Below are 13,025 nucleotides of genomic sequence, written 5' to 3'. Positions count from 1 at the left end.
AAAAATCTCCTAAAATTTCGTGTTAAATGCCAATTATACAATAAAAGCACCTAAAATGCGCTTAAAACTTATTTTGGCTTAAAGACCCCTAAAATTTAGCGCATTGTAGGGGGTGTCTGATTTTTGGCTTGGCTCATTAAATTCATCAAATCGCCAATGCCTTTTTTATTAGTTAGGCGTTTTGCCATTTTACTTGCAGCATCAAATCGTTTGATAATGCGATTAATTTCAGACACTTCTAATCCAGAGCCTAGAGCGATTCTCTTTCTTCTGCTACCATTTAAAATATCTGGATTTTCTTGTTCTTTTTTAGTCATAGAATTAACCATAGCCTTGATTTTTTTCACTTCCAAAGAACTCTCTAAATCCGTGTCTTTTAAGGCATTTGCCATATTTCCTAATCCCGGAATCATAGAAATTAAAGAACTCATAGAGCCTAATTTTTTAACTTTTTCAATTTGATTTAAAAAGTCATTGAAAGTGAATTGCCCTTTTTTGAGCTTTTTACTCAAATCTTTCGCCTCATTAGGGTTTAGAACGCTTGCGGTTTTTTCAGCTAGTGAGATAATATCTCCAGCCCCCATTAAACGCCCCACAATTCTCTCAGGCACAAACACATCTAAATCAGGGATTTTTTCTCCACTTCCAATAAAGCGTAAGGGTAAGCCTAATTGATAAGTAACACCTAGTGCAATACCCCCCTTAGAATCGCTATCAAACTTGCTTAAAACCACCCCACTAACGCCAATTTCTTCATTAAAAGTATTAGCACTTTTGACGCCATCTTGTCCGCTTAGTGCATCTGCAACATACAGCACTTCATGGGGGTTTAAGATTTCTTTGACTTCTTTTAACTCATTCATAAGCTCTTTATCAATGGCTAAACGCCCCGCACTATCTACAATCAGCACATCAAATTGTGCTTCTTTGGCTCTTTTTAAAGCGTTTTGTGCGATTTCTTGAACGCTTTTATTCTCTTCATAAAAGACTTCCACGCCCACCTGTTCACCCAAAACCTTTAATTGCTCCACAGCCGCTAGGCGTTGCAAATCACACGCACATAAAAGCACTTTTTTATTCTTAGTTTTTAAATAGTAAGCGAGTTTTGCACTGGTAGTTGTCTTACCACTTCCTTGTAAGCCCGCCATTAAAACGACTGTTGGGGGCGTGTTAGCAAAAGTAAAACCACTACTACCTTTGGTGCTTAAAATCTCTAAGAGGCTCTTTTCCAAAGCATCTAAAAATTGTTGCTTCCCAATGCCATTAGCCTTAGTTTGAGATTCCACCTTTTTTAGTAGCTCTCTAGCGACTTTATGATGCACATCGTTTCTTAAAAGCGTTTTTTTCAACTCATCTAACGCCCTATCAAGTGCTTTTTCATCATCTTGAAAGCGGATTTTATTTAACGCATTTTTAAACCCATCACTTAATGCTTGAAACATTTCTATCCTTTTGTTTGTTCTAGTAAATCTAATTCTTGCTTGATTTTATTTTCTTTTTCTAAAAGCGTTTTTAAATTCTCTTGTGCTTTTTCTAGCACATTTTTAGGGGCATTTTTCACAAAATTTTCATTGTGTAAATTGAGCTTTAATTTTTCTTTTTCTAATTTTTCTAGTTGCTTTTTTAAGCGAAGTATCAAAGGGCTTACATCAATATTCTCTAAATTCGCATGCGTTTGACACAATTCCCCTACATCACTCACGCTTTTTAAGGGCTTAGAAGTTACCACGCTTACTTTTTCTAACTTGGCTAATTTTTGAGCGTAGTTTTCTAAACGCTTTAGGTTTTCTAACTTCTCTCTTAATTCCACGCTTGCTTCTTTTAAAACAATTGGTGGCACTTCTAGCATGATTTTTAAACGCCTTAAAGACACAATGCTATCTTTAATCACTTCAAATTCATGTTCTAATTTTTCATCTCGCTTTAAATCCTTAGGATAAGGCAACACCATAATAGAGCGAGTATTTTCTAATTCGGTATTACTTAGCTTATGATATAGTGATTCGCTAATAAAAGGCATGAAAGGGTGTAAAAGTTTCAAACTCTCTTTTAACACACTCCCTAATTCATCAATAGATTCATTTTCAACCTTAGAAAATTCAATGAACCAATCGCAAAATTCCCCCCACAAAAAGCGGTATAATAAAGTCGTAGCGTCATTAAAACGATAATTATCTAAGGCATTACGCACTTCTTTTGTAGCTAAATTCAAGCGAGATTTCGCATAACGCCCTAAAGGCGTAGTATATTCATTCAAGCACTCTCTGTCTTTGAAAGATTCTTTTTTTAGCTTTAAGTAACTTACCGCATTAAAAAGCTTGTTAGCAAAATTCTTGTTATTTTCTAAATGCGTTTGAGAGAGCTTAATATCACGCCCTGTCGCACACAAATTCGCTAAAGTGAAACGCAAACTATCCGCACCATATTTTTCTATCATCTCTAAGGGGTCTATCACATTCCCCTTAGATTTACTCATTTTTTCGCCCTTTTCATCTCGAACCAGTGCGTGCAAATAAATATCTTTAAAAGGCAATTCGCCCAAAAGCGATTCGCTACAAAAAAGCATTCTAGCTACCCAAAAAAAGAGTATGTCAAATCCTGTAATAAGCGTTGTATTAGGATAGAAGTCTTTTAAATCGCTTTCATTAAACAAATCGCTTTTTTCTTGTCCCCACCCAAGAGTAGAAAACGCCCATAACCCTGAGCTAAACCAAGTATCTAGCACATCTTTATCTTGCTCTAGTTTTTCACTCTTACAAGTAGGACAAACCAATGGAGTATCCACACTCACAAACTGATGATTATTCTCACAAGTAAAAACCGGTATTTGATGCCCCCAGAATAACTGCCTACTAATACACCATGGGCGTAATTCTCTCATCCAAGCGTTATAGTTATTTATCCAATTAGGGGGGTAGAATTTGGCTAGACCTTTTTGAATTTTTTCAATAGAGTTTTTAGCGATTTCTGGCTTAACAAACCATTGCTTAGACACATAAGGTTCTACCACATTATGACAACGATAGCAATGCCCCACTTGATGCTTATGCTCTTGTATCTTTTCTAACAATTCGCATTCTTTTAATTTCTCTACTACCTTACTTCTAGCATCTAAACGCTCTAAATTTTCAAACTCCCCACAATACGCATTTAAAATCCCCTTTTCATCAAAGATTTTGATTAGTTCTAAATTGTGGCGTTTACCTACTTCATAATCGTTAAAATCATGGCTTGGGGTAACTTTCACACACCCTGTGCCAAACTCCATTTCCACATGCTCATCAGCGATAATAGGAATTGTGCGATTGATTAAAGGTAAGATGACATTTTGCCCTACTAAATGCTTGTATCTCTCATCATTTGGATTTACCATAACCGCACTATCGCCAAATAGAGTCTCAGGGCGTGTGGTAGCCACCACTAAATAATCTTTTTGATTTTCTAAATAGTATTTAATGTGATACAACGCCCCCTTATGCTCTTCATACTCCACTTCAATATCACTTAACGCCCCATCTTTAGTGCACCAATTCACCATATAATTATCTTGAGTGATGAGACCTTTTTCATACCATTTCAAAAACGCCACTTTGACCGCTCTTTGTAAGCCTTTATCCATAGTGAAACGAGTCCTAGAAAACGCCGCACTCACGCCTAAGTGCTTCATTTGTTCTAGTATTGCTCCCCCGCTTTTTTCTTTCCACTCCCAAACTTTTTCTATAAATTTTTCACGCCCTAAATCTTCTTTTTTAATACCTTCTGCTAGAAGTTGCTTTTCTACGACATTTTGAGTGGCAATGCCTGCATGGTCAAGCCCGGGCTGATACAAAGTTTTATAACCATCCATACGCTTATAGCGAGTTAGTATATCTTGCAAGCTTAGAGTGAGAGCATGCCCTATGTGTAAGACACCCGTAACATTAGGGGGGGGCATCATCAAGCAAAAATGCTTGTCTTTTTCTTGAATCTCTTTATTACCATTGATTTCAAAATATCCCCTATGAGAGCAAATTTCATAAATCTCTTTTTCTATCTCTTTGGGTTGGTAAGTATTAGTATCTTTCTTCATTGTGTTTATAGTCCTAAAATAAAGGCTTATGATTATGGAATGCCTTTTGCTTTTACTTGAATTGCATAATTGTGTGTAATTATACAATAAACAACATAAGTTCAAATTATAAAAGGATTACGATGAACTATCATTTAAAAGCTCCTATCTTAGGTTTTGAGCATATCAGCGAAGTGCGTTTGGAAAAAATTGACACGCTCTTTAGTCGTTTAATAAGCACAAATTTAAAGGGTAATAACACCCTATTAGATATGGTTTTAGTTAATCCTTATGCTTTAAGAGAATATAGCTTTACTATACCTAAATACATAGAATTATTGCTAGAATTAGATTTGAAGTCTAAGGTAGAGGTATATTGTGTGGTAGTATTACAAAAAAACCTAGAAGACTCTATGGTAAACTTCCTAGCACCCTTAGTCTTTAATCCTAAAAATGGCTTTGGAGCTCAAGTAGCCCTTTCTATGATGGATTATCCGGATTTTGGTTTTAGAGATACTCTTAAAAGCTTTGCAGGAGAGTCAAGAGAGCGAGCTTAATAAGCTTAAAAATATAAAGGTATTTAACAATGAAAGTTGCGCTTACAGGTGGAGGAACAGGAGGGCATTTAGTTATTGCAAAGGCCTTGGCTATAGAGTTAGAAAAACAAGGCATAAGCACCATTTATTTGGGCTCAACTTATGGGCAGGATAGAGAATGGTTTGAAGATAGCTCTTTGTTTGAGGCGTGCTACTTTTTTAATACTAGAGGGGTTGTGAATCAAAACCCTTTTAAAAAACTAGGCTCATTATGGTTGCAAGCTAGAGCCACTCTAAAAGCTAAACGCATTTTAAAAAAGCATAAAATCACTAAAACTATAAGCGTAGGCGGTTTTAGTGCGGGGCCTGCAAGTTTTGCAAGCTTGCTTAATGACATTCCCCTTTATATCCATGAGCAAAATGCTATCAAAGGCACTTTAAATGCCTATCTTTCACCTAAAGCTAAAGCTATCTTTTCAAGCTATGTGTTTAAAGACAAAGGCAATCACATTCTAACCCCCTATCCGGTGCAAGACATCTTTTTTAAGCTTGCAAGAAAGCGCACAGAAATCAAGCACATTCTGTTTTTGGGCGGTTCACAAGGTGCAAAAGCCATTAATGAATTTGTCTTACTCAATGCTTTAAAGCTCACTAAAAAAGGGATAAAAATCTCTCATCAATGCGGGAAAGAGGCTTATGAAAGAATGCTTGCCTACTATCAAGATTTAGGTATTATTGACCAAGTAGAATTGTTTGCCTTTAGCCATGATATGCCTAACATTATGGCTAAGGCAGATTTATGCGTAAGTAGAGCAGGAGCAAGTAGCGTGTGGGAATTAAGCGCTAATGGTTTGCCAAGTATTTTTATCCCCTATCCTTTCGCAAGCCATAATCATCAATACCATAATGTCTTAGAATTTGAAAAAGAAAAGATTGCAAGCGTAGTCCCTCAAAATGAATTATTACCCAAAAAACTCTTTGAAGTGATTAGAAAGCTTAGTCAATTAGATGAAAATGGCAATAAAAATATCATCACTACTAGCCAAAAACTCCAAGAAAAAATCACTCCAAATGGGGCAAAAATTATTATAGACCATGTCTTAAATGATTAAATCAACCATTTTTTGACATAACTTAGCCCTATCGTTTTTAAGGGTTTCAAAAAACCCTTTAATTGACCTTTAAAATCTATTTTTGTGCCACAAAATGCCGACAAAATGCTAAACTAAGCCATGCGATTATTAGATTATTATAAAACAGAAGCAGAGGATAAAGATATGGAAAGTTTAGCAAAGAATTGCCCTGAAAAAGTTGAGGCACTTTTAAACAACCGCCGTGAAATGAATAAAGATACATGGAATCGTATCCTTGGCTTAGGACTAGGATTGGGCTTACTTATCACTATAGGTGCGTGCTTTATTGTATGGGTGTTGCATAATTAAAGCCCATACTAAAAGGCATTTTTAATATATTATATTATGTAAAAATCATAAACTCTTCGCTCGCATTCAATCCATTTTTGATTACAAAAAGTTGTTTTTAATCAAAAACAAAAAATTATTTTCAAAATAAAGGCTGATTTAATATTTTTTTAGCTAAAGTTCTTAAGTTTGAATTTGTATATTTAATCACACATTTAAGAAAGGTTATTTTAGTAAAAGAATGCAAAAAAGTTTTGTAACTCATTCAACTTATATATATATATATATATCTTGCACTAATTTCTTATACTTTAAACGCCTTTTTCTCTACTTTTTTACCCTCATTTGTAAAAAATCTAATACCCACTCAAAAAGCTTTAGAAATCACTATAGTTTTTTTAATTTTTCTAAAAAACAATTCAAATAAATTTAAAATCTTAAAAAGGAGAACCAATTCTTATGCAATCATTCAAGCATAAACAATGGCTCATAAGCTTTAGCCTAAGCTCGCTTTTATGTGTTAGCACGCTTGTAGCTGAAGATAATGGCTTTTTTGCTGGTATAAGCTATGAAACAAGCCTTGCTGTCCAAGAGATTAAAAACCCGGGCTTAAATGTAGCCAACGATACTAAGGTAGCAATTAAAGAGGGGGCTAGTATTCTTAACTCTGCTGTTACCCCTATGGCGTATTATATGAGTGTTTTGGGCAATAACACTAAGGCTCTTATGCAAATGCTCTGTCCTACTAGCAACAACAAATGTGCGCTTTATGCAGGAGGTGGTCAAGCCGGTGTGAGTGGCGTAACACAAGGCACAGAGAGTGTAGGAAAAGATGGCTATGATTCCAATAATCCCGGCAGTGGTAGGCTCAACAATAATAGCATTTATAATGGCTTGCAAGGCTTAGATGAATCTCTTGGAGTATTGCAAGCATTAATTGCAAAAGCAAGTCCTAGCGATATTGCCCCCACAATGAGCTTTAAAGAAGTGCAAGATATGTTTCATCTCAGTGAGGCTCAAACTGCACAACTTACGGGGTTTTTGCCTACTATTGACAATCCAAACCCCACCATCACCATTCCGGGAATGACCTATGCAGTCGCCCAACAAATCTCTAATGCTATGGCAACACTATGGTATAACCAATCTTTGCATGGAGCAACAAGTTTTGATGCACCTAGTGCGCCTAAGTTTTCTGCTCAAGTAGAGCAACTATTGAATGCTGATGGTTTGACCAAAGAGCAACAAGTAGCGTTCGCTCAAAAAGCCCAAACCATCTATCAAGATTTAATGCAAGCAATCGTTATAGGCGCATTACCTAATAATATCCAAGATAACAAACTTCAAAGTGGCTTTCAATGGGGTATGACCTATGATAACGCCACCCAACAAATGACAACAAGTAGCAATATGCCAAAAGGCTATGAAAAAGAAGGCCCCTATTTTGTAAACCCTCTAAATTTACAAAAAGGTATTTCTATTGCTAACCTAGCAACAGGCATGGAGCAGTTCAATATCCTAGCGGGTAAATTAAATTCTCATTCTACTTACCAAGACTTGAATAAAGTGATTCAATTAGGCAATCAACTCACACAAGAGACAGCTTATTTTGGAAAATATGTTATTGAGACCCTTGCTCCTTGGCTCAAACCCGGTGCGAATGTTGCAAGCGCAGATGGTCTTACAATTGTGCCTAATGCAACTAAGGTATCTAGCAGTGGAAATACCCCTACACAAGCACAACAAGAAATGCGCAAGATGATGCAACATGGCTTAGCAGATACAGAAGTTTTTATCAAAAAAAGTTTAGCGGCTATGCATGAGCGCATCAATAACACCTATAAAGTAGGGTATCTACCCAATTTTATTGCTAACTCTAGCAAGTCTAATAATATGAATGGCTTTGGCTTTAAAATGGGTTATAAACAATTCTTTGGTAAAAAGCGTATGTTTGGTTTGCGCTATTATGGCTTTTTGGACTATGGCTATGCAAACTTTGGCGCACAAGCTAGTCAAGTGAAAGCTAATTTAGCAACCTATGGAGCTGGCACAGACTTCCTTTATAATGTCTTTACTAGAAAAAGAGGTAAAGAAAGCATGGATATTGGCTTTTTTGCCGGCATTGAAGTCGCTGGACAATCTTGGATGACCAATTTTGAAAAGCAAATTTCAGGAAGAGTGGGTAAAATCAACACTACTTCCTTTCAGTTTCTCTTTGATTTGGGCTTAAGAACTAATTTTTCAAAAATTGCTAAATTTAGAAAATCTCGTTTTTCTCAAGGTTTAGAATTTGGGGTCAAAATCCCTACCATTAAGCACAGGCTCTATCACTCTAAAGGCGGAATTACAGCTAATTACATAAGAGATTTCAGTTTCTATGTAGGCTATACCGTAGGATTTTAAAAGGATTAAGGAAAACATAATGATACAAACTATCAAATCAAAATTACCTAAACTGATTTTAGCAAGCTCTCTTATTGCCTATCAAAGTCTCTTATTAGCTGAAGATAATGGATGGTATATGAGTGTTGGCTATCAAATTGGTGGCACACAACAAAACATTAATAACAAAGCCTTAACTATCAACACCCAAGCAGTAGATAATATTAGAGAGAGCGCTATCAATATGGCTGGCCCAAGCGGTCTTATGACGGTTACTTCCAAAACCTTGCTAAACGCTCTAGGTAATTCAATCTCTAATTCTGCATCTAACCAACTTGCTGGCATTGCTAATATTATCAATCAGCGTTTAGCTCACAATAACGACCCTTTCACCACCCAACAAATGCAAGTTATGGAACAAAAGATTATCGCACTAGGTGGTGGCTCTGATTATCTTAATACCCATACTCTAACCCCAGCTACACAAATTTTTAAAAACACTGAAAAAAGCTTTAGGTCAGGCTTATCTTTGGGTGTGCAAATCTTAGACCAAGTAGATAAGATTAACCCCGCCTCAAATCGCTTGCAAGTTAAGCAAGACCTCCAAAATATTGCTAATAATTTAGGCTATTTTCTACAAGGCGCTCAAATCAATATTTCTAATGCTCTTAGCACTTCTTATGCTAACACCCTTTTAACCAATCTAACAGCCCTTGCTGGAAAAGACACAGCCATTCAAGGCGATTTGCAACAAATTTTCCAACAATATGGACTTAAGGGTATCAGCATTAACTCTAAAGGTGTCATTAGCATTGAGCCTATGGATTCTAACGATGCCAATTATAAAACTTCTGTTTTAGGGGCTATTGCAAATAATATTAATGGCTCTGGGGATAATGGCGTAACCACCAATTCTAGTAATTTTAACAGCACACTTACGATGAATCTCATTGATTCTCAGCAAAAGACTGCCTTAGAAAATATGATTAGTAATAATAGTGCGCTCAACAAGCTTATTGAAAGTAATAGTCAAGCAAATGCGACCCCTACACAAAAGGCTATCGCTCAAAACGCTCAAGCGTTTAAAGATTTGATTCTTGGAGCGCTCAATAATAATGCTATCAACCCCACTACCACAGCTTTAAATAATCTATATAATGCGTTGAAGTATCAAGCGTATGGTAGCACGATTGATAATTATAATAATTTAATGAACCAACTTAGCCAAGCTGGAGCCGATGGCTATAATGGAATTAATATCCCCTCTATCACAAGCAATGGCTCTAGCAACAGCCAAATTGGTAGCTCCTCTAGCGCTACAGGAAAGAAATTTACCGCCATTCAAAGCACTTGCGAAAGTGTAGGCGAAACTAATTCATGCAATCCAAATGCAAGCAATTCTCTAGCCCAACAAAAAGCCAATACCCAAAGCTACACCCCAAATACTTCTAGTGGAACGGTGCAAGTGCCAGACTTTGACATCATGCAACAACTCTATAATGTGTATCAAACCCTTTCAAGCAGTCAAAGCGCTTTACAAAACATTGCTACTAAAGGCACTAGCACACAAAGCCAGACTTTAAAAAATATTTTTGAATCATCAACCAATAATGGCAAAGAGACGCCAAGTGCCATTAATGATTTACTAAGTAATATTTTTAGTAATATTTCTAGCGTGCATACTACCTTAAACAACAATATCACTAGCGAAAGTTCTATTCTAAGCACAGTGCGTAATTTTTTATATGGTAATATCGGTTATACCACTTATGTTACCAACTCCAATGGCACTAAAAACTTTAATTCTTTTAATAATGAGGGATATAACAATGCAGGGGAACATTGTAATGGTAATTCTAGCGACCAAAAAATTTGCGCCCAACAGCTCGCAACTTTCAATCAATTGATTAACACCCTTTCTCAAAGCACGCCAACAAACTTGAGCGATTTAGAAAAAACAAGTGGGGTGAGCCTCCAATATACTGACCCTAAAAAATACTATAGCGAGTTGCAAAGCTCGCTTGGCTTTACTAACAACAATGGCACAATCAGCTTAAGCTCCAATTCTAGCTTGCCCTTGCCAAAAATTGTAGAACTCTTGCAACAGCAAGTAAGCAAAATCAATAGTCAATCTAATGCTACTTTTGGCGGTAGTGCCAAAACTACTTTTAGCGATAACTTTGATTGCACAAGTAATTCTACTTCTTGCACCATTAAAGGTGGTATGGCAAAAGATTTACAACAATATGTGCAAGACCAACGAGACTATGTTCAAGCGATTAAATACCTAACCGAAGCTAGTCAAGGAAAGTTAGTTACCGCTGAGCCAACAAGCGATGATAGCTTTTTAAAGTCTGTTTATAGCTCTGCTAGTGCTTTACAAACTGCCCTTAAAACTAATAATTACGACCAAAACAAGGGTATTACCAATGGCTTGTTAGATTTCTTTAATAACTTGCATATTGGCAGTAATCTCCAAAGTGCAGAAACTGAGCCTAACGCTATTAGCAACACTCTAACAGCCACTAAAACAGAAAATACTTTTATCCCAAGAACAGATGTCAGTGGCACTGAGAGTAATCCGCATACACTATCCTCTTTTTCAGTTACTTGTAATACTACTCAAAATAGCCAATCACAATGTAGTGGCGATCAATTTAATATCACAGTGGGCGATAAGCAATTTGATATTAAAACTGATGGCACGCTTACTACTACCTATAAACTTATAAATGGTAGCGCCAAAACAGGCACTTATGGCAACCAACAAACCATTACTATCCCTTATAATGAAAATCCTAGTCATAACAAGTCGGCGACCTTTAGTCAAACTTCTGGGCATATTGCTTTTGAACTCAATAATGGCGCTAAGGCTGAAGTGGAATTTACCCTAAAGACTAAAGACGGGCAAACCCATACTGAAACCTACATGATTACAGAAAATAATGGCAAGCTAGAAGTAGAAACCAACCCTGCAACTAAAGTTGAAGGCGCAACTACAAGTGGGGACACCACCACGATTGACAAAAGCACTATTACGGTAACTAACGCAACTAAGCCAAATCCTAATAACACCGTAGTAACTACCCAAGCAAATACTCATTCTTCTATAAGTGCTACTCAAGATAACGCCGCACAACAACTAGCTCTAGGACTATCTAGTGAAACGGGTAAAAGCGCCCAAAATGGACTTATCCAATTATTAGGTGCTATCCCAACTAGCGGATTTTCTAATACCAATGAGACCATTAATCTCTTAGGTCAAGTGGTAGCTATTGTGAGCGGATTTAATAATGCTATTGGTGCAGAAAGCTACCAAATGACAGAAATTAATAAGCTTTTAGGTCAAATTGCCACCTCTGTTAAAGACATCTCCCAAAACACCAATCCGGATAAAATTGAAGAGCTACTAAGAGATATTGCTAAAAATACCAATACCGTGCAAGTTTTCAACCAAAATCTTAAAGACCTTTTAGGCACAAATGCTAATTTAAACGCCATCAACCAAGTGATTGAAAACTACAAGCAACAATTAGGTGAGATTCAAGCTCTAGCTAACGCTTATGGCTCTAACCCTTTCTTTGAGCAATACACTTCAGGCAAAAGCACTCAACATGGCATGAGCAATGGCTTTGGTGTCAATATAGGCTATAAGCATTTCTTTGGTCAATCAAGAAATTTAGGTTTGCGCTATTATGGGTTCTTTGACTATGGCTATACACAAATGGGTATAGGGCCTCAAACTTCAAGGGCTAATATCTTTGTTTATGGCGCAGGAACAGACTTTTTGTGGAATATCTTTAGGCGCACCTACCATACTAAGGCCGTAAACTTTGGGTTCTTCTTTGGTGTGCAACTTGCTGGAGCTAGTTGGGCAAGCTCTTTACGCAATCAAATTATTGCTAATTGGGGCAATGCTAAAGATATTCAAAATTCCCATTTCCAGTTTTTATTCAACCTAGGGCTTAGAACCAACTTTGCGGAATTTAAGCGCTTTGCCGGCAGACATGGCAATAAAGCAAGGCTTATCCAACAAGGGCTTGAATTTGGCGTGAAAATCCCTACTATCAACCAGCAATACTTCCAAAGTGCAGGAGCAGATGTCAGCTATAGAAGACTCTATACTTTCTATATTAACTACATTGCCGGTTTTTAAACTCCTTTGCTATAGCCCCTATTGTTTGGGGGGTATAGCCTTTTATAAGCTCTTACTCTCTTAACTGGCTTAATCTTAATCACAGCACTTTAATGCTACGAGCATGTTTCTTAACTTGCTTAAGAGCCTTTTTTAACCCCTTTTTTAAAGCCCTTTCATAACTTTCATAACTTTCATAACTTTCATAACTTTTTTATTTTCTCTTATAGCAATAGGCGTGATTTTGCTCCCCCAATTGATTAGCCTATTATTTTCATAACCCTTTATATTCTCTTAGCACCAAAAGCCTTGTTTAACACGCTTTGATACAAGCCACACTCTTATAAAGCATTTCTAACTTACTAAAAGCTTTTTGGGGAGTTAAATAATCTTAAAAATATCGTTACGCTTAATAGCCAAAGATTCTCATACAAGCAAATAAAAGCTAAAAACAAAGTAAAGATAAAACAAGAAAGCTAAATTAAATAATAAAAGAAGTTAAA

General features: G+C 36.5%; 7 protein-coding genes. 5 read left to right on the top strand and 2 right to left on the bottom strand.

The window, feature by feature from the left end; all coding sequences use genetic code 11:
• Window positions 1–95 precede the first annotated feature (95 nt).
• Both ffh and valS read right to left on the bottom strand, forming a co-directional pair.
• A complete protein-coding gene (gene ffh, locus HCW_RS03135; RefSeq protein ID WP_014660775.1) occupies window positions 96–1,442 on the bottom strand; it encodes a signal recognition particle protein in 1,347 nt (448 codons plus the stop codon).
• Between the two features lie 2 nt (window positions 1,443–1,444).
• Window positions 1,445–4,069, bottom strand: a complete 2,625-nt coding sequence (valS, locus tag HCW_RS03130) for a valine--tRNA ligase (protein WP_014660774.1) — start codon at window positions 4,067–4,069, stop codon at window positions 1,445–1,447.
• Between the two features lie 122 nt (window positions 4,070–4,191).
• Between valS and fliW the strand changes: the two genes are divergently transcribed.
• The 5 genes from fliW to HCW_RS03110 all read left to right on the top strand — a co-directional run bounded on the left by fliW (window position 4,192) and on the right by HCW_RS03110 (window position 12,543).
• A complete protein-coding gene (gene fliW, locus HCW_RS03125) occupies window positions 4,192–4,605 on the top strand; it encodes a flagellar assembly protein FliW (protein ID WP_014660773.1) in 414 nt (137 codons plus the stop codon).
• A gap of 29 nt (window positions 4,606–4,634) precedes the next feature.
• Window positions 4,635–5,696: an undecaprenyldiphospho-muramoylpentapeptide beta-N-acetylglucosaminyltransferase gene (murG, locus tag HCW_RS03120; protein ID WP_014660772.1), complete on the top strand. Its 1,062-nt coding sequence runs from the start codon at window positions 4,635–4,637 to the stop codon at window positions 5,694–5,696.
• A 165-nt stretch (window positions 5,697–5,861) separates the two neighbouring features.
• Window positions 5,862–6,026 carry a hypothetical protein gene (locus tag HCW_RS09405; protein WP_155802221.1) on the top strand — a complete coding sequence of 55 codons (165 nt, stop codon included), beginning with the start codon at window positions 5,862–5,864 and terminating at the stop codon, window positions 6,024–6,026.
• Between the two features lie 438 nt (window positions 6,027–6,464).
• On the top strand, window positions 6,465–8,408 hold the full coding sequence (locus HCW_RS03115) for an outer membrane protein (protein WP_014660771.1): 1,944 nt from the start codon (window positions 6,465–6,467) through the stop codon (window positions 8,406–8,408).
• Window positions 8,409–8,427: 19 nt separating this feature from the next.
• Window positions 8,428–12,543 carry an outer membrane protein gene (locus tag HCW_RS03110; RefSeq protein ID WP_014660770.1) on the top strand — a complete coding sequence of 1,372 codons (4,116 nt, stop codon included), beginning with the start codon at window positions 8,428–8,430 and terminating at the stop codon, window positions 12,541–12,543.
• Window positions 12,544–13,025 lie beyond the last annotated feature (482 nt).

The sequence above is a fragment of the Helicobacter cetorum MIT 00-7128 genome (assembly GCF_000259255.1).
Lineage (GTDB): Bacteria > Campylobacterota > Campylobacteria > Campylobacterales > Helicobacteraceae > Helicobacter > Helicobacter cetorum_B.
This window is presented reverse-complemented; position numbering and strand designations above follow the sequence as displayed.

What these genes read in the sequence shown, in the direction of transcription:
- ffh (WP_014660775.1), bottom strand. Translation starts at nt 1,442, where the DNA reads ATGTTTCAAGCATTAAGTGATGGGTTTAAAAATGCGTTAAATAAAATC.
- valS (WP_014660774.1), bottom strand. Translation starts at nt 4,069, where the DNA reads ATGAAGAAAGATACTAATACTTACCAACCCAAAGAGATAGAAAAAGAG.
- fliW (WP_014660773.1), top strand. Translation starts at nt 4,192, where the DNA reads ATGAACTATCATTTAAAAGCTCCTATCTTAGGTTTTGAGCATATCAGC.
- murG (WP_014660772.1), top strand. Translation starts at nt 4,635, where the DNA reads ATGAAAGTTGCGCTTACAGGTGGAGGAACAGGAGGGCATTTAGTTATT.
- HCW_RS09405 (WP_155802221.1), top strand. Translation starts at nt 5,862, where the DNA reads ATGGAAAGTTTAGCAAAGAATTGCCCTGAAAAAGTTGAGGCACTTTTA.
- HCW_RS03115 (WP_014660771.1), top strand. Translation starts at nt 6,465, where the DNA reads ATGCAATCATTCAAGCATAAACAATGGCTCATAAGCTTTAGCCTAAGC.
- HCW_RS03110 (WP_014660770.1), top strand. Translation starts at nt 8,428, where the DNA reads ATGATACAAACTATCAAATCAAAATTACCTAAACTGATTTTAGCAAGC.